The sequence below is a fragment of the Sporosarcina sp. FSL K6-6792 genome (assembly GCF_038004885.1).
In the GTDB taxonomy this organism is placed as follows: Bacteria; Bacillota; Bacilli; order Bacillales_A; family Planococcaceae; genus Sporosarcina; species Sporosarcina psychrophila.
Genome location: NZ_JBBOSA010000001.1, coordinates 1181080 through 1200258, shown reverse-complemented (window position 1 = coordinate 1200258; position 19179 = coordinate 1181080). Strand labels below are relative to the sequence as shown.

17 protein-coding genes are annotated in these 19179 nt (G+C 40.4%); all 17 read left to right on the top strand.

The window, feature by feature from the left end; all coding sequences use genetic code 11:
• Positions 1-8: 8 nt before the first annotated feature.
• The gene (locus tag MKZ26_RS05775; RefSeq protein ID WP_340765014.1) at positions 9-338 is read left to right on the top strand and encodes a YolD-like family protein; all 330 of its coding nucleotides are present in this window, start codon (positions 9-11) and stop codon (positions 336-338) included.
• A gap of 390 nt (positions 339-728) precedes the next feature.
• Complete coding sequence (gene chrA / locus MKZ26_RS05770; protein WP_340765012.1) at positions 729-1922, top strand: chromate efflux transporter; 1194 nt, start codon at positions 729-731, stop codon at positions 1920-1922.
• 313 nt (positions 1923-2235) lie between these two features.
• Positions 2236-2685 carry a GNAT family N-acetyltransferase gene (locus tag MKZ26_RS05765; protein WP_340765010.1) on the top strand — a complete coding sequence of 150 codons (450 nt, stop codon included), beginning with the start codon at positions 2236-2238 and terminating at the stop codon, positions 2683-2685.
• 123 nt (positions 2686-2808) lie between these two features.
• Positions 2809-3363, top strand: coding sequence for a TetR/AcrR family transcriptional regulator (locus tag MKZ26_RS05760; protein ID WP_340765008.1), 555 nt, complete (start codon positions 2809-2811; stop codon positions 3361-3363).
• Positions 3364-3478: 115 nt separating this feature from the next.
• Positions 3479-4807, top strand: coding sequence for an MATE family efflux transporter (locus MKZ26_RS05755; RefSeq protein WP_340765006.1), 1329 nt, complete (start codon positions 3479-3481; stop codon positions 4805-4807).
• Positions 4808-5629: 822 nt separating this feature from the next.
• Entirely contained in the window at positions 5630-6799 is a 1170-nt protein-coding gene (gene nagA / locus MKZ26_RS05750; protein ID WP_445683454.1) for an N-acetylglucosamine-6-phosphate deacetylase, read from the top strand.
• Positions 6796-7524 carry a glucosamine-6-phosphate deaminase gene (gene nagB / locus MKZ26_RS05745; RefSeq protein ID WP_340765002.1) on the top strand — a complete coding sequence of 243 codons (729 nt, stop codon included), beginning with the start codon at positions 6796-6798 and terminating at the stop codon, positions 7522-7524. Before nagA ends, nagB begins: the two co-directional genes overlap by 4 nt.
• Positions 7525-7538: 14 nt before the next feature.
• The gene (locus tag MKZ26_RS05740; protein WP_340765000.1) at positions 7539-8261 is read left to right on the top strand and encodes a GntR family transcriptional regulator; all 723 of its coding nucleotides are present in this window, start codon (positions 7539-7541) and stop codon (positions 8259-8261) included.
• 4 nt (positions 8262-8265) lie between these two features.
• Positions 8266-8988 (top strand): sugar isomerase domain-containing protein, encoded by a 723-nt coding sequence (locus MKZ26_RS05735; RefSeq protein WP_187047444.1) that lies wholly within the window; start codon positions 8266-8268, stop codon positions 8986-8988.
• A gap of 37 nt (positions 8989-9025) precedes the next feature.
• On the top strand, positions 9026-9292 hold the full coding sequence (locus tag MKZ26_RS05730; protein ID WP_304627122.1) for a phosphocarrier protein HPr: 267 nt from the start codon (positions 9026-9028) through the stop codon (positions 9290-9292).
• Positions 9293-9616: 324 nt separating this feature from the next.
• Entirely contained in the window at positions 9617-10588 is a 972-nt protein-coding gene (locus MKZ26_RS05725) for a tetratricopeptide repeat protein (RefSeq protein WP_067208052.1), read from the top strand.
• Positions 10589-10701: 113 nt separating this feature from the next.
• On the top strand, positions 10702-11988 hold the full coding sequence (tig, locus tag MKZ26_RS05720) for a trigger factor (RefSeq protein ID WP_067208055.1): 1287 nt from the start codon (positions 10702-10704) through the stop codon (positions 11986-11988).
• A gap of 149 nt (positions 11989-12137) precedes the next feature.
• Positions 12138-13403, top strand: coding sequence for an ATP-dependent protease ATP-binding subunit ClpX (clpX, locus tag MKZ26_RS05715; protein WP_067208057.1), 1266 nt, complete (start codon positions 12138-12140; stop codon positions 13401-13403).
• Between the two features lie 124 nt (positions 13404-13527).
• Complete coding sequence (lon, locus tag MKZ26_RS05710; RefSeq protein WP_340764998.1) at positions 13528-15852, top strand: endopeptidase La; 2325 nt, start codon at positions 13528-13530, stop codon at positions 15850-15852.
• On the top strand, positions 15849-16430 hold the full coding sequence (gene yihA / locus MKZ26_RS05705; RefSeq protein WP_067208063.1) for a ribosome biogenesis GTP-binding protein YihA/YsxC: 582 nt from the start codon (positions 15849-15851) through the stop codon (positions 16428-16430). Before lon ends, yihA begins: the two co-directional genes overlap by 4 nt.
• A 373-nt stretch (positions 16431-16803) precedes the next feature.
• Complete coding sequence (gene hemA, locus MKZ26_RS05700) at positions 16804-18168, top strand: glutamyl-tRNA reductase (protein ID WP_187047445.1); 1365 nt, start codon at positions 16804-16806, stop codon at positions 18166-18168.
• A gap of 89 nt (positions 18169-18257) precedes the next feature.
• Positions 18258-19088, top strand: coding sequence for a cytochrome c biogenesis protein (locus tag MKZ26_RS05695; RefSeq protein WP_340764996.1), 831 nt, complete (start codon positions 18258-18260; stop codon positions 19086-19088).
• Positions 19089-19179: the final 91 nt, after the last annotated feature.

Genomic DNA, 19179 nt, shown 5'->3' with positions numbered 1-19179 from the left:
GTTGTACTATGATTAGGGACCGAGGAAATAGTAAATGGACAGCGATGATGCTGTCGGAGCATGTAAGGGAGTTACGAAAATGGATGGATCAGGATAATTACACTGAAAGACCAGAACTAAACGAGTGGGATCTTCAATCGATTCAAGAAGAGCTTGAATTAGCGTATAAGAGTCAATGTGAAACGCTAATTAAAACTTGGGAAAGTGGACGAATTATTCAACATCACGGGATAGTTGAAGACATCGATTTGAGAGGGCTGTGCATTGAATTGAAAAATCCGCTCGGTACAGAAATAATACGGGTAGCTGCTATCACAAATGTGCAAAGCTTAGAGTAGAGAGACAATAACGCCAATTTAAAACTGATAATAGTATCCCTATGTTAAGGGATACTATTTATTTTGGAGGTTAATTAATGGGGTATAATGGGTTTTTGAGAGTTGAAATGGTTAACTTTATCGACCAATAAACAGTAAGAGGCATTCCGGACTAATTCAAACAAGAAAGTCCCTCCTGTTCAGTGGTCGGTATCGTGTCGTATCTGGATGGTGTTAATCGCAGGAAAAGAAAATAGCGGACATTAATCGTGAAAACATATTAAGAGTATGTAAAGCTTCTTGATTACATCTTGAATGTATTATTTGAAATGGTATATTTGTCTTGTTGCAAAACAATATCGATATTAAGGGAATAGTGGCATAGAAGATAAAGTATTAAGAGGAGTCAATATGAAAAAAGCTAAATCAAATAGGGGATTAAAATCACTTTTGGAACTATTTTTAGTTTCAACACGACTTGGATTGACCTCCTTTGGCGGGCCAACAGCTCATTTGGGGTATTTTCATGAAGAATATGTACGAAGAAGAAAATGGATGGATGAAAAAAGCTATGCGGATTTAGTTGCTTTGGCTCAGTTCCTACCTGGCCCAGCTAGTAGTCAAGTAGGTATTGGTATAGGTGTTATGCGGGCGGGCGTTTTGGGTGGAATTATATCCTTCATCGGGTTCACAACGCCTTCAGTTATTGCACTTATTTTATTTGCCTTGTTGCTCACAGGAGTTGACGTTGGAAATGCTGGATGGATACATGGCTTGAAAATCGTAGCAGTGGCGGTAGTTGCGCATGCTATTATCGGAATGGCTAAAAATTTGACACCAGATTTAACAAGGAAATCCATTGCTCTATTCGCACTAATAGGTACCCTTTTTTTGCAAACAGCTTTTGCTCAAGTAGGTGTCATTTTAATCGCTGCATTTGTAGGGTTCATTCTGTTTAAACAACACGAAGAAAATGATGAGGTGAGTTCGCAATTTCCAATCGCTAAGAGTGTTTCAGTGATCTGTTTACTGCTATTTTTCGGGTTACTCTTTCTGTTACCCGTAATCAGGGAAGTAACTGGATCCTACTGGGTAGCTATGTTCGATAGTTTTTATCGGTCAGGTGCTTTAGTTTTTGGTGGCGGTCATGTCGTCTTACCTTTACTAGAACAGGAATTTGTACCAACTGGATGGATAAGCGAAGAATCATTCTTAGCTGGTTATGGTGCTACACAAGCAGTACCAGGCCCTTTATTTACATTTGCAGCTTATTTAGGAACGGTAATGAAGGGCTGGCAAGGTGGTTTAGTAGCTACGTTTGCAGTATTCCTACCTGCATTCCTACTTATTCTCGGCGCACTCCCTTTTTGGGATAGTTTACGAAGCAATCCTAAAATTAAAGGAGCCATCATGGGCGTAAATGCAGCAGTTATAGGGATATTAATAGCCGCTTTTTATTTTCCTATTTGGACGAGTTCCATTTTAGCGCCTATTGATTTTGCTTTAGCTGCCCTATTGTTTAGTATGCTTGCCTTTTGGAAGCTTCCACCTTGGATTATTGTAGTTACAGGAGCTATCGGTGGTTCATTACTGACACTATTATGAAATCAATAACGTCACGCATGGGGTTTTTCCTCAGGTGTGACGTTTATTTTATTTCTACTATTATTGTCATTTTATCGTTTCAATCTAACTCGATAGACATTCATCACACAGATGGTGTACAATAAAACCGAGAAAACTAAAAAAGGTTTTTTAGTTTTCCAGGTAGTTGAAGTTGAAAACAAGAAATTTAAATGCATTTAAAGAAGGAATTTATCGCGGGAGGCATCCACAAAGCGTCCAAGCGGTATTAGCCGGCCATTATTAGTTGTATATTCTTATATAAATCTAGTCTTTAAATATGAAAGGAAAAATGATGACAGTAATTATAAATGAAGTTACAAAAGACAATATAAACGATATTCTAAAACTGCGTATTAATGAAGAACAACAGTCTTTTATTGAAACGCCGCAACAATGTTTAGATGAGGCAAAGGCATGCAACAACTTTCAACCAGTAGGGCTTTATTGGGAAAAGAATTTAGTTGGTTTTGCTATGTATGGATTTTTTCCTGACGAAGGAATAAATGGACGAGTGTGGCTGGATCGGTTTTTAATCGATTCTAAACATCAAGGTCTTGGATTAGGAAGCATTATGTTAAGCGCATTAATTCAACGGTTAGAACAAGAATATAGTTGCAATGAAATCTATTTAAGCATCATTGCCGATAATCAAGGAGCACTTCACTTGTATCAGAAATTCGGCTTTAAGTTCAATGGTGAAGTGGATAGTAATAATGAAAAACTAATGGTGAAAAGTTTATAATATTTTTTGGTTTATCGTTTAGAACTTGACCTACTTAACTCTGTAGACATTCATCTCACAGAGGTTGTATAATGAAACTGGTAAAACTACAAACGGATTTTTAGTTTCTGGGGAGGTCGAAAATTGAAAACAAGAATCAGAAATGCATTTATTGAAGAAACGCGAAATAATGGCATTAAGTTCACGATGGATGATTTGGCAAAGCGTCTTGGAATTAGCAAGCGGACGTTATATGAAAATTTTTCATCTAAGGTAGATATCCTTGACTCAATTATAGATATGACGCTCGTTGAGTTCGATGAACAAACACGGCGTATAATTGACAATCCAGAACTTACGCTGTTAGAAAAAATCCGTAAGGCGATTGTCGTCATGCCAAAATACAATGAGTTTTACGATCTCCGGATTCTGAACCAATTAAAACGGACTTACCCTGCACAGTGGGAACGGGTGAACCGTGAGTTGCATCAGTGGGATGATTTAAAGGGTCTTCTTAAAGAAGGGATCCGAACAGGTATTATTGTGGATCGAAATATCGATTTGCTGATGAAATTGATTATTGAAGCTTCGAATGCAACGCTCGACCGACAATTTTTTTTAGAACATAGTATTTCTGTTACGGAAGCGTACGGGGCGATTGTGGATGTGTTATTGACAGGTATGGTGAAGGAAAAATAAGGTGAGCTTACTGGCATTTTAACTGCCAGTCTATTTTTTTGACTGGCGAAACTATAAAAACTAAAATCGTTTCCGTGTTTTATGGAACGACAAAAGATAAGGAATTGAATTGGTAATGAAAAAGGAACAAGTAGTAAATCGCTTAGATACGGAATCTGTTGGAAAATCTTTTTTGAGGTATTTAATCCCGTCGATGATTGGGATGCTACTGATGGCTGTCAATATTGTGATCGACGGAATTATGGTAGGCAATCGCTTAGGCCCAGTCGCCCTTGCCGGGGTAGGGATTGCAGCGCCAGTTTATACGGTTTTTGTCGCGATGTCACTGTGGATTGGAATTGGTGCAGCGACCCGTTATTCCGCAATGATGGGAGCTAAACGACCTGATAAGGCGCGTGTTATTTTTTCACATGCCATTGTCTCTATATTTATTTTAACGCTGATTGTCGGGCTTACTGCCTTTGTTTTTAGGACGGAACTTGCGTATTTATTGGGCGCGAATGCCGACACATTTCAGTACACTGCAGGTTATATGAAGGTCATGTTGCTATTTGGATTCATCTTCACTGTTGAAAATGCATTCAGTATTTTGGTGCGAAATGACGGTGGACCGAACTTATCAATGATTGCACTTGTTGCTACGGCAGTCGTCAATATCGGATTGAATTATGTGTTTTTATTCGTACTTGATTATGGTGTAGAGGGTGCTGCAGCGGCAACGGTCATTGGTGCATTTGTGGGGCTTGTCATATTGAGCACGCATTTTTTCAGAAAGAAAAGTAATTTGCGTTTTGTTCGCTTTAAGTTCAATCGAAAGCTTTTTCTATTAATATTAGTGATTGGATTTCCGAATTTTCTTGCGGAAGTTGGATTTTCGGTCTTTACAATCTCGCATAATATTACGTTTGAATACCTCGCTGGAACCGTAGGCGTGTCTGCATTTACGATATTGAATTATGTTCACAGTGTTATGTTGCTGTTATTTTTAGGAATGGGTGCGGCGATTCAACCGCTGATTAGCTATTACCGTGGGGCAGGTAGCGAAGTCAAGATGAAAAAGACTGTTCGAATGGCTATTGGGACAGCACTCGGGGCCGGCATCTTCTTTCTGCTTGTCGGCCAATTTGCAGCCGCTCCAATTGCAAGTTTGTTCGGCGATTTTCCAGAAGAAGTAATGAAAATTGCGGTTCCGGGTATTAAACTGTTCTTTATCGCCTATCTTTTTATGGGCACAAACTTTGTCATGATGACGTATTATCAATCCATCGGACAGATCCGAATGGCAACGTGGATTACTGCAGCAAGGGAAATTGTTGTTTTGCTAATCTTGCTCGCCATCATGCCACGGCTATTTGGATTAACAGGTGTCTGGCTCGCTATACCGATATCGGAATTCATCGTTCTGATGACAATTTATTATTACCACAAAAAATGGAACAATTGAGATGTGACTTTATAAGAAATGTTGTAAGAGAAATAACCTATATATGTTGAATTAAAGAATCCTATTGAATCTGCCGTGGCGCTCAATAATAAGAGATGTGTAATTCGGGGTATGGATTGTAGAACGCTTGGCGCTTCGGCGACCCCTTTGCCGCGCCTGCGCTAGGGTGTTCATTATCGAGAGAAATGTGATTTTAAGATGTATATGGCGAGACTATAATGTGATTACTAGTTGATACTGCTTATAGTCAAGAAAGACGCACTCCAGGTTGCAGATTTCATCACTAATAATGAAATGCGCTTTCTCAAATAGACCATCCAGCGAAGGCGCGTCTTCGTGGTAGCCGGAGCGATAAGACTGAAAGAGGTCTTCTTTCTGGCTTATCGCGGGAGGCATCCACAAAGCGGCGAAGCGGTATTAGTGGCAATACTAATTCATTCCAATTGCTAGGGATTTTTCAGTGGCCTCCTAAAATCCCTTGTAAAGCGCATACGCCGTCTTCATTTGTTCAACATATCTAGAAGGTATTGGGGGATAAATATGCAAAAAGTAGTGCAGACTAAGTGATTGGTCTGTACTACTTTTTTGTTGTAAGAAGAACAATTTCTTTAGGGTTATTTTTTCTAGTGAGTACATATAATTTATTTTATTAGATTATAAACTGGTATAGACAACTATACCGATTGAGTGTATAGTGAAAATTAAGAATACTAGACGTGTTGAACAAATAATACCTATATAAACTAGCGAAGGTGCTGTAAGCGGCGGATTTGAATGGAGTTTATTTCTATTTATACAGGATATTCAAAAGGGATGAGGAATTTGATGAAGACATTGTTGATTTCAAATATTACAATTGCCAATGCAACAAAGGATGGTATATCGGGAGACATTTATATAGAAAATGGCGAAATTATAGAAATAGCTACTTCTATAAATAAAGGTGCAGATATACGAATCGATGCGGCGGGTAAGGATTGGATTGTTGTGCCTGGTTTTATTGACATTCACATTCACGGTTCTTCAGGCTTTGATGTAATGGATGCGACGCCGGAAGCATTAAATGGTTTGGCGAGCACGCTTCCCCGTGAAGGGACGACGAGTTTTTTAGCAACAACAATGACGCAGTCGGATGAAGCGATAGCAGGGGCGTTACGCAATGCGGGTTTATTCAATGCGGATGAAAGGCAAGCTGAAATGTTGGGGGTTCATTTGGAAGGGCCTTTTATTTCAGCTATACGAGCGGGTGCACAACCGGTTGAGCATATTACAACACCGTCTTTTGCCCTTTTTGAACAATGGCAAGAGCTGAGTGGTAACCGCATTAAAATTGTAACTGTTGCTCCTGAGGTGGAAAACGGTCTTGCTTTCATTGAAAAGGTAACGACGAGTGGTGTGATTGCATCTATTGGACATACGGATGCAACATCGGATATCGTTCGTAATGCGGTTGAGGAGGGTGCTACTCATGTGACTCATTTATACAACCAAATGAGCCCGTTTCATCATAGAGAACCAGGGGTTGTTGGAGCTGCTTTTTTAGAGGATTCACTTCTCGTTGAAATTATCGTCGATTGCATTCATAGTCATCCGAAATCGGTTGAACTCGCTTATCGTCAAAAGACTTCCAATCGAATTATTCTTATTACGGATGCAATGCGTGCGAAAGGGCTTCCGCCTGGCATTTATGATTTAGGAGGCCAAGATGTAGAAGTATCACACAAAGATGCGCGGCTTCGCGATGGAACGCTTGCAGGAAGCATATTAACGATGGAACAAGCAGCGCAGAATATGAAGGCTATTACAAATTGTTCATTAGCTGAATTAGTTGCAATGACCTCAACAAATGCTGCCGAACAACTTGGCCTATCCAATAAAGGCAGGATTGAGCCTGGAAAAGATGCGGATCTTACCATCATCGATGGGGAGTGGAATGTCCAGATGACTATTTGTAGGGGGGAAATTGCTTATACAAAGGAGGTAATGGGATGAAGGTAGTCATATGTGCTAATTATGATGAAGTAAGCGTAAAGGCCGCACAATTGGTAGAAGCACAAATTCTTGGAAATGATCACTCGGTGCTTGGACTTGCAACAGGATCAACGCCACTAGGGCTTTATGAACGATTAGTTGAAGGTGTTAAATTACGTGGGATATCGTATAAAAATGTGTGCACGATTAATCTAGATGAATACCTAGGTCTAGATAAAGGGCATCCGGAAAGTTACCGCACATTTATGACTGAAAACTTATTTGATAAGATTGACATTGTAATTGGAAATACGTATATTCCGGATGGGACATCTGATTCAGCAGAAGAATGTCTGCGTTATGAACAAGTAATTGATAGCGTAGGGCCGATTGATCTGCAGGTATTGGGGATAGGAAGAAATGGGCATATCGGCTTTAACGAACCGGGAACGGATTCAAACAGTCTGACACATGTCGTTGAACTTGTTGCATCTACCCGAGAAAGTAACGCACGCTTCTTTCCTTCCATTGATGAAGTTCCAACACATGCGATTACAACGGGCATCAAATCGATATTAAAAAGTAAGGAAATTATTTTATTGGCATCCGGAAAAGATAAAGCAGAAGCTGTGAGAACATTATTAAATAAAGATGTGACTGAAAGTTTTCCAGCATCAATTTTATGGAATCACGATAATGTTACACTTATTGTTGATAGGGATGCATATGAACTGGTTAAATCATAAGGGAAGTGAATATTATGCTGGATAAACAGTCACCGATACCCATGTATGTCCAAATCGAGGACTATTTGAAAAATCAAATTCTGCAAGGGGATTTTGTAATTGGAGAGGCAATCCCTTCCGAACGTGAACTGACGGATACGTTTGACGTAAGTCGCATGACTGTCCGCCAATCCATAACGAATCTAGTAAATGAGGGGCTCCTTTATCGTGAAAAGGGGCGCGGAACATATGTGGCGACACCCAAGATTGAACAGCCTCTTAGTGGTCTTACAAGCTTTACGGAAGATATGCTGTCACGTGGGATGAAACCTAGTAACAAACTTATTAGTTTTGAGAAAATGATACCTGAAATAGATATTATGCATGAGTTACAGTTGGCTAAAGATGAAGAAGTATTCGTCGTTAAGCGAATTAGGTATGCGGACGACAAACCGATGGCGATCGAAAGGTCATATCTTCCTGTTAAGCTCGTCCCAAATCTTGAATCGAATGACATAGAAGGATCACTGTATTCGTTTATCGAGAAGGATAAACGGCTAATAATTAGCCATGCCTCGCAACGCATGGAAGCAGTGTTAGTGAAAAAGGAAGATGCAGAGTTCCTTCAAATTTTTATGCCTTCAGCAGTTTTGTTGATAGAACGAATCAGTTATTTAACGAACGATGTTCCGATTGAAATTGTTCGAAGTACATATCGGGCAGATCGTTATAAATTTATCAGCGAGATTCGGAGATGATTGAATGAATGCGTATTTCAAGGAAATCGAATCATTGATGAAAAAAGTTATTCAAGAAGAACAGCAATCTGTTGAAAAGATTGCAGCAGAGATAATGAAACGCCTTTCGCGTGGTGGTATTGTTCAGTTATTCGGCTCAGGTCATTCTCACTTAATAGCGGAGGAGCCGTTTTTCCGTGCGGGCGGTTTAGTACCAGTACGACCAATTATTGTCGAGACTTTGATGCTTCATAATGGGGCTTCACAGGCATCTACGAATGAAAAAGACCCTGAATTTACCCAAACATTTGCGGGTCAGCTAGACATTCGTTCTGAAGATGTAGTCATTATTATTTCAACTTCTGGACGAAATGTGGTACCAATAGATGTGGCGTATATTGCAAAAGAGTCCGGGGCTTATGTTGTTTCTCTCCAGTCTCTTTACTACAACGCGTCTGAACAGCCATCTAAACACCATTCAGGAAATAGACTTGAAGATGTTACTGAAGCTGTTTTGAATACGCATGTAACGGTTGGGGATGGGCTTCTGCTATCGGAGGGAACACCTTATGCACCGGCTTCTGGCGTCATTGGGAATATGCTTCTTCATGCGACATTCAGTCGTGTGATTGGTATGATGATTGAAAGTGGTATAGAACCTCCAATATTTAAAAGCGCAAATTTGGATGGAAGCTCAGCACATAATGAGCAAATGATTGCTACTTATAGCAAGCGAATTAAGTTTTAACTTGATTCGACTAATCTATTAAAAGGGAGAGTTTAAAATGATTGAGAAAAATTACAAAGTTACTAGCAACGAGGGACTTCACGCCCGTCCATCATCCGTATTAGTATCAGCGGTGACACCATTTACGTCAGATGTGAAACTTGCATACATGGAAAAGACAGTGAACTTGAAATCGATTATGGGTGTTATGTCACTGGGAATTTCAGCTGGGGCAGACATTAAAATCATCGCTGATGGTGAGGATGAAGAAGCATTAATGGCTAAAGTGGATGAAGTAATAAAATCAGAAGGAATCGGTGAGTGATTTCAACGATTTAAGGCATTCCACTTTTGCATGCTTTTAGCGTTTTGAATGCATCTATATATTGAACTACTAAAAACTATATAAACTAAGCGAAGGCGCCTTACAAGGGGTAGCCGAAGCGAAGTCAATGGGATTATTTATTTCATCAAATATAAAACAAAGATGTTTCAAGTCCTTGTGAAAGCGTCACCGAGCTCTAGTCGGGTGACGCTTTACTGTTTTACGGGATAGCTCATCGACTTTTTTTACCTAATTGACCAATTATCAATGTTAAAACAGAAATCGCTGTGATATAGTGGGAAATGATGAAAGAAGGTGTGCGTATTGAGAAAGAAATACGGAAGACTCAGGAAAAAAGAAAATGTTATCGTCTTTCCAGGAACATTTGAAAAGCTTGTTGAAAATGGCCATGTAGCCGTCGAACAGGAGAACTATGAGTTAGCGGTGGAAGCATTTGACCAAGCTATTGTATATGAACCTGACAATCCGGAATTTCTGGGACCATACGCGGTTGCCCTTTATGAGACAAAAGACTTTCAACGTGCAAAAGAAATTGCAGCAAGGCTCCTTCATAGCGGAACCGCCGATTACGTCGATGCAATGGAGCTGTATTTGACAATTAGCATTCAACTGCAGGAGTACGATGAAGTTGAAATGACAATTGATGCGCTAATTGATGAAGGAATCGTTCCGCCTGATATGCTGAACAAATTCAATTATCTGCGGGAATTGAATGGTCGTTTGTCTGACCGCTATGCACAGGACGAGCCCAGCTATCGAATGGAATTATTCACACTAGACGAATTCATGAAGATGGATGCTTTGGCACAACAGTATGCACTGGCTTCACTTGAAGGTAGTGATTTAACTGATTTAGTCCCTTTACTTGCGATAATTGTAGCGCGGGACGATGTGGCACCATTAGCAATTACGTTCGCATTAACGCTTCTGCATCAGACAGGGCACTCTGATGAACTTACAGTGCGGAAATTCGGCTGGGAGAAGCGTATTGTTCCAGCAGCTATGACATTACCTGGGCAAGATGATTTAACGAAACAAGTTCTTGAAGAAGTGGATCGTCGGTTACTGCAGGATCCATCTAGATTAGAAATGGCTCAAGGTCTCATTGAGAAATTTGCAATTACTGCTTTCCCTTTCGGCTGGGGGACTCATCAAGCAGAAGAAGTCGCAACAGCCTATGTAAACTACATAGAAAGTCTGTTTTCAGGTGAGCAGTTACCCGAGACAGCACTGAACTTACTTATTCAACAGATTGACAACGATTCGGACCTTTAACAAAGTGTGAAATCTGTTGAAAGATGAAGAGACTATGATATACTGAAATGGTTGTCAATGGAGTATATACGGAACAAAAGATATTGGCCAAAACGATTCGGAGGTATTTAATTATGTCAGTTAAATGGGAAAAGCAAGAAGGAAACACAGGGATTCTAACAGTAGAAGTACCTGCAGAAGCAGTAACGGTAGGTCTTGATAAAGCATTCAAGAAAGTTGTGAAAACAATACAAGCACCAGGATTCCGTAAAGGGAAAATGCCACGTCAAATGTTTGAAAAAATGTATGGCGTAGAATCACTTTACAATGAAGCACTTGATTTCATCCTTCCAGAAGCATATTCAAATGCTCTTGACGAAGCAGGCGTTGAACCAATCGATCGTCCTGAAATTGACATCGAGCAAATGGAAAAAGGAAAAGACCTTATTTTCAAAGCGGTTGTTACATTGAAACCAGAAGTGAAACTTGGCGATTATAAAGGCCTTGAAGTAACACGTCAGGAAACAACAGTTACTGACGAAGAAATCGAAGAGCAACTGAAAGATCGTCAACAAAAATTCGCTGAATTAGCTATTAAAGAAGATGGCGCAGTTGAAAATGGCGACACAGTGAAAATCGACTTCGAAGGTTCTGTTGATGGAGAAGTTTTCGACGGCGGAAAATCTGAAGGGTACGACCTTGAAATCGGTTCAGGTTCATTTATCCCTGGATTCGAAGAACAATTGGTTGGCATGAAACAAGACGAAGAAAAAGACGTCGAAGTGAATTTCCCTGAAGAATACCATGCAGCAGAACTTGCTGGTAAACCAGCGATTTTCAAAGTGAAAATTCATGAAATCAAGTCAAAAGAAGTTCCAGCACTTGATGACGAACTTGCAAAAGAAATTGATGAAGAAGTAGAAAGTCTTGAAGCATTGCGTACGAAGCTGAAAGAAACTACTTTGGAAGAGAAGAAATCGGCATCTGAAGTAGCACTTCGCGACGATCTTGTCGAAGCGGCTGCGAGAAATATGGAAGTCGAAATCCCTGAAGTAATGATCAATTCTGAAATTGAACGTATGATGGAAGAGTTCGGACAACGTCTTCAATCACAAGGTATGAACCTTGAGCTTTACTTCCAGTTCTCTGGACAAGATGAAGAAGCACTTCGTTCACAAATGAAAGACGATGCACAAAACCGTGTTCGCGTTTCACTTGTACTTGAAGCGATTGGTAAAGCTGAAAACATCGTAGTTGAAGAAGCTGATATTAACGCAGAACTTGAAAAAATGTCCGCGCAATTCGGTATGGATGTTGAGCAAATTAAAACAACACTTGGTGGAACTTCTGTTCTTGAAAATGACCTTCGTTTCAATAAAACAGTTGAATTCCTTGTTGAAAATGCAAAGATTACTGAATAATAAAGTGAAATAAGGACAAGGTACGGAAGACCGTACCTTGTTTTTCATAGAAAGACATAGAATTACCTTCTTGAATAGGGAAGAATTCTAATTAGTTGATAAAAACGGGGGAATCTTGTAAGATTGTCACTTGAATAGGGGTGAGCATAATGTTCAAATTTAACGATGAAAAAGATAACTTGAACTGTTCTTTTTGCGGGAAATCCCAGGAACAGGTTCGTAAGTTAGTCGCTGGTCAAGGCGTCTATATTTGTGATGAATGTGTTGAACTTTGTGCTGAAATCGTTGAAGAGGAAGTCGGACTTGAAGAAGGTTTCGAGCTTAAAGACGTTCCGAAGCCGAAAGAAATACAAAGTATACTCGATGAATACCTTATTGGACAGGACCGTGCAAAGAAATCACTTTCAGTTGCTGTCTATAATCACTATAAACGTGTTAATTCGAACAGTAAGATTGATGATGTCGAGCTATCGAAATCCAATATCGTCTTAATCGGACCAACAGGGAGCGGTAAAACATTACTTGCTCAAACGCTTGCTAGAATTCTCGATGTACCTTTCGCGATTGCAGATGCTACATCTTTGACGGAAGCGGGATATGTTGGTGAAGACGTAGAAAATATTCTATTGAAACTGATTCAGGCTGCAGATTATGATGTAGATCGTGCGGAAAAAGGGATCATCTATATTGATGAAATCGATAAAGTCGCGCGTAAATCCGAAAATGCGTCCATTACACGTGACGTGTCAGGGGAAGGTGTCCAACAGGCACTTCTGAAAATTCTTGAAGGGACAGTTGCGAGCGTGCCACCACAAGGCGGACGTAAACATCCACATCAAGAATTTATCCAAATCGACACGACGAATATTCTCTTTATTGTTGGGGGAGCATTCGACGGAATCGAAGAAATCATTAAACGCCGTATCGGACAAAAAGTAATTGGTTTCGGTGCTGAGCCGAACTTGGTTATTGAAGAGGAGTCTTACCTTGCTAAACTGATTCCGGAAGATCTTCAACGTTTTGGTTTGATACCAGAGTTCGTAGGTCGTTTACCTGTTCTTGCAAGTTTGGAGCAGTTGAGCGAAGATACGCTGTATCAGATTTTGACGCTTCCGAAAAATGCGATTGTAAAACAATACCAAAAAATGTTTGGGCTGGACAATGTTGAACTGCGATTCGAAGATGATGCCTTGCTTGAAATTGCAAAAGAGGCAATCACACGAAAAACAGGTGCTCGTGGTCTGCGTTCAATCATTGAGAATATTATGCTCGACGTAATGTATGAACTGCCTTCACTTGAAGAAGTGACTGAGTGTGTCATTACTAAAGACTCCGTCTTGGGGCAATCAAATCCAATTCTTTTAACAGCGGACGGTACCCGAGTTCATCTGGATAATGAGAAAGACTCGGCGTAACGCCTGAAGGATGAAGCTGACTCCGATGACGCGCGTGAAAATGCGCTCTTCGGATGTCAGCTTTTTTTAAATATTTGATTGAACTAAAAGTTGGATATACATAATTAATGGAGGTGACTTCCGCATGTTAACTAATAAATTGAACAATATACCATTGTTGCCGCTGCGTGGGCTGCTCGTATACCCTACGATGATTTTACATATTGATGTTGGAAGAGAGCGCTCCGTATTTGCCATTGAACACGCAATCGCACAGGATAACCTTATTTTTCTTGCTACGCAGAAAGATATAAGTATAGAAAATCCGGAACCGGAGGATCTGTATAAAGTAGGGACATTGGCGTTTGTTAAATCGATGACACAATTACAAAACGGGACGTATCGTATACTTATTGAAGGTATTGAACGTGCAGAATGGTCGGATTATGAGGAAGCGGATCTTTATCCCGTGGTTAAAGTAATTGGTTATCCAGATGATGAGGAAATTGATGCTGAATCAGAAGCGCTAATGAGAACGCTACTTACATATTTCAAAAAGTACTCAAAAATCTCTAAAAAAGTGACAGAAGAAACATATGATTCTGTTGCTTCAATTATAGAACCGGGAAGGCTGGCAGATACGGTCGCTTCTCATTTACCGCTGAAATTGGTTGCAAAGCAAGAAGTACTTGAAATAAAAAATGTCAATGAACGCCTTGAATGGCTAATGAGTAGACTTTATAATGAGCAAGAAGTGCTGAACCTTGAAAAGAAAATTAATGAACGTGTCAGGGAAGCCATGGAGCGAACGCAAAAAGAGTTTTATTTGCGTGAGCAGATGAAGGCGATTCAGACTGAACTCGGTGATAAAGACGGTAAAGGTCTAGAAGTAATAGACTTGACTGAAAAAATTGAGAGTTCCGGTATGCCGGCAGGTGTTAGAGAAGCCGCGTTGCGTGAACTCGACAGATATGAAAAACTACCATCTGCTGCAGCTGAAAGCGGAATCATCCGTAATTATATCGAGTGGCTTGTTACGTTGCCATGGTCCGATGCATCAACAGATCAGCTTGACATTAATCGCTCGGAAGAAATCTTAAATCGCGACCACGATGGACTAGAAGCTGTTAAAGAACGTATACTTGAATATTTGGCAGTTCGTCAATTAACGAATTCATTACGGGGACCAATCCTTTGTCTTGCGGGTCCACCAGGTGTCGGAAAAACGTCTTTAGCTAGGTCTATTGCAGAATCTCTAGGTAGGAAGTTTGTTCGAATCTCACTTGGCGGAGTGCGTGACGAGTCGGAAATTCGTGGTCATAGACGGACATATGTGGGCGCAATGCCTGGACGAATTATTCAAGGTATGAAAAAAGCTGGCAAGATTAACCCCGTGTTCTTACTGGATGAAATCGATAAGATGTCGAATGACTTCCGTGGGGATCCATCGTCCGCGATGCTTGAGGTGCTTGACCCGGAACAAAACAATAAATTTAGTGATCATTACATCGAAGAGCCTTATAACTTATCGAATGTTTTGTTCATTGCGACTGCCAATGATTTAAGTGCAATTCCGGGACCACTTCGTGACCGGATGGAAATCATTTCAATTGCCGGTTACACAGAAATTGAGAAGCACGCTATTGCGAAAAATCACTTAATCCCGAAACAGTTGAAAGAGCACGGACTGACAAAATCGCAGGTTCGTATCAATGATCCTGCGATACAGGACATTGTAAGGTATTATACACGCGAGGCAGGTGTACGTGGCCTAGAACGACAAATTGCAGGTATTTGCCGTAAAGCTGCGAAACTGATTGTCACGGGAGAGAAGAAAAGTATAACGGTTAGTTCTAAAACACTTGAATCTCTTATTGGTAAAAAGAAATACAGGTATGGACAGGCGGAGACAGTGAATCAAATAGGCGTCGCGACAGGACTTGCTTATACGCAAGTTGGTGGAGATACATTGCAGATTGAGGTTTCTTTATCGCCAGGAAAAGGTAAACTTATACTGACGGGTAAACTTGGAGATGTTATGAAAGAGTCTGCACAGACTGCATTGTCCTACGTGCGTTCGAAAACGGTGGAATTCGGTATTGATCCAGATTTCCATGAAAAGTGTGATATTCATATCCATGTACCTGAAGGTGCGATCCCTAAAGATGGTCCTTCAGCCGGTGTGACGATTGCTACATCACTGGTCTCTGCATTGACTTCACGGCCAGTACGCCGTGAAGTCGGGATGACTGGTGAAATTACACTGCGCGGTAGAGTTTTACCGATTGGTGGCGTGAAAGAAAAAACATTAAGTGCCCATCGAGCTGGCTTGACGACGATTATCTTGCCAAAAGAAAATGAGCGCGACATCGAAGATATTCCAGAAAGCGTCCGAGAGGAACTGACATTTAAACTCGTTTCTGACGCAGAAGAGGTCCTCGAAATTGCATTGGAGGAGACTTCCAAATGAAAGTCCATAACGTAGAAATGATAATGAGTGCTGTACGCCCCGAACAATATCCGGCGGAAGGGTATCCGGAATTTGCGTTAGCAGGCCGGTCGAACGTCGGTAAATCATCTTTCATAAACAAGATGATTGGTAGAAAAAGCCTTGCTCGAACTTCTTCGAAGCCAGGTAAGACACAAACATTAAACTTTTATAAAATTGAAGAGCAATTATTTTTCGTCGATGTACCGGGATACGGGTATGCAAAAGTATCCAAGTCTTCTCGTGAAACATGGGGGAAATTCATTCAACAATATATGACTGAACGGGAGCCACTTCGAGCTGTCATTCAAATTGTAGATTTACGCCACGCTCCAAGTGCTGATGATTGTGCAATGTACGATTTCCTTGTAGAGAATAATATGCCTGCAATCATCATTGCGACGAAAGCGGACAAGATTCCAAAAGGGAAATGGGAAAAGCATAAAAAAGTCGTTCGTGAAACGCTTGCAATGCGACCATACGATGCATTAATTGTCTTTTCATCTGAAAAGGGAATCGGAATGGACGAAGCATGGAAAGAGATTGAAAGCAGAATGTAATTGTAGAATTGGGAAATCCGGAAGACGAGATATACATCGTTTTCCGTTTTTTTATAGTGTGCTGGCGCACAGTTTAGTAATTCAGTCGTATACTATAATAATTTGTTCTTCAGTTTTCTTATCCAGTCGTATAGTTTAGTCAATCTGTCGTATAGTATTAGTAATCGGTAATGCAGTTCCAATAAATTTGAGTTAGCATTGCACATTAATTGCATGTGAAATCGAAGGCTGTTAGGATTAGATTATAATCATTATAAATAGTTACGTTTAACCGTTCGTAGTCATAGGTTGTTCACAATTTCCAACAAGAAAAGTGATAACTATATGGTATAATGGGAAGCGTGAAATAGAACGTGAGAGGTGTGAACACCTGATGCATACAATCGTAATCGGTGTCAATCACCGGACAGCACCTGTTGAAATAAGAGAGAAATTATCTTTTATTGAAACAGAACTGCCGCAGGCGATGCAAACATTGCAACAGCAAAAAAGTATATTAGAAAATATTATTATATCAACTTGTAATCGAACTGAAATTTATGCAGTTGTTGATCAGTTGCATACGGGTCGTTATTACGTGAAGAATTTCTTGGCTGAGTGGTTCGATTTGCCACTTGAGTCTTTCTCTTCTCATTTAATTATTATGGAAAATGATGGTGCGATTGAGCATCTGATGCGCGTATCGGCAGGTATCGATTCTATGGTACTTGGTGAGACACAGATTTTAGGTCAAGTGAGGGACAGTTTCCTTGAAGGCCAAACAATTGGTACAACAGGTACTGTTTTCAATGAGCTATTTAAACAAGCTGTAACGCTTGCGAAAAAAGCCCACACTGAAACTGCAATTGGCGATAACGCTGTCTCAGTTTCCTATGCTGCTGTAGAACTCGGTAAAAAGATCTTCGGTACATTGGACCAAAAGCATGTGGCCATTCTTGGAGCAGGCGAAATGGGTGAACTTGCCGTTAAGAACTTGCACGGAAGCGGTGCAAGCAAAGTGACTGTTGTTAACAGGACACTGTCGAAAGCGGAAGTCCTTGCCGATAAATTCGGAGGTGTTGCGAAGTCGATGCAAGAACTGCAATGTACACTTCTTGAAGCAGATGTACTGATTAGTTCAACAGGTGCAAACGACTTCGTTATCGATTTTGAACTTATGCAGTTAGTAGGTCGGTTGCGTAAAGGAAGACCAATATTTATGGTAGATATCGCAGTACCGCGGGATCTGGATCCACGTATCGGCGATCTTCCAAATGTTTTCCTTTACGATATCGATGATTTACAAGGAATTGTGGAAGCGAATCTCGCGGAAAGAAAGCGAGCAGCCGAAGAAATTGGCCTTATGATTGAGCAGGAACTTGTCGTATTTAAAGAATGGGTTGCTACACTTGGAGTGGTTCCGATTATATCGGCACTTCGTCAAAAAGCGAATCGCATCCAATCGGAGACAATGGCGAGTATTGAAAACAAAATGCCAAATTTAACTGAACGTGAAAAGAAAGTATTAAGCAAGCATACGAAATCTATCGTTAATCAATTATTGAAAGATCCTATTCTACAGGCGAAAGAGCTGTCAATGGATCCGAAAGCATCCGAAAAGCTGGAATTGTTCCAGCAAATATTCGGTATTGATGAAGATGTAGTAAATGAGAAAGAAACGCTTGCAAAACAGGCGAAACAACGGTTAAAAGTCAGAGCTGAAAGACATGCGACGGCACAACCGGATTTGACATTTTGAACGTTTGTCAAAGGGGCGTTTCCGCATCAGTGTGATACACTATAGATGCAGAAACGCCCCTATTAGTTCGGAAAGGCAGAGAGGTTATCATGGCTGAAATGATGATGGCGAGGCTGCATGAAGTGATGGTCGTACTCTATGCAGTAAGCCTTGTTTTTTATTTTATAGATTACTTGAATAAGGATACGTTTGCACACCGAAGCGCTTTTTGGATTTTAACCGTCGTCTACTTTCTACAAACATTCTTTCTTGTGATGTATATAATCGAATGGCAAAGGTTCCCTGTACTCACTCTTTTTGAGGGGATTTACTTTTACGCTTGGCTGTTGATTACTTTATCAATTGTCATGCACCTGTTTTACAAAGTTGGTCACGCCGTCTTTTTCTTAAATGTGATTGGATTCATCTTTATGACAATTCATACATTTGGACCTGAACAAATTGAGCAGTCGCCGATAGGGGAAGCACTTATTTCAGAGCTGCTATTCATCCATATTACATTCGCGATTTTGTCTTATGCAGCGTTTGCGATGTCATTCGTTTTTTCGATACTCTATCTTCTTGTTTATAAAGTATTAAAGAAGAAGAAATGGTCAAAACAATTTCATAGGCTTCCTTCTCTTCATCAAACGGAGATAGGCATGAAGGCGTCTCTTTATACAGGTATTCCGTTTCTGCTCGTCAGTTTAATTCTCGGCATGCAGTGGGCGATAGTTGCACTCGATGTATGGTCCTTTTTTGATATGAAGATTATTGGTTCGTTTATCCTTCTTGCCATTTACGGTTCTGTATTATTCTTGAAGCGAAGTGGCAAGCTAACAGGAAATGACTTTGCATGGGCGAACGTATTTGCATTCCTTTTTGTTATCATCAATTTTTTTCTTGGAAGTAAGTTATCCGGGTTCCATTTTTGGTTATAACTTAATGCAGTCAGATTTCAAGCCCCGGCTGTATTAAGTTAAAGCCTCTGGCGGATGCTAAAGATTTTTTGGGGATTTATTATCAATCAAA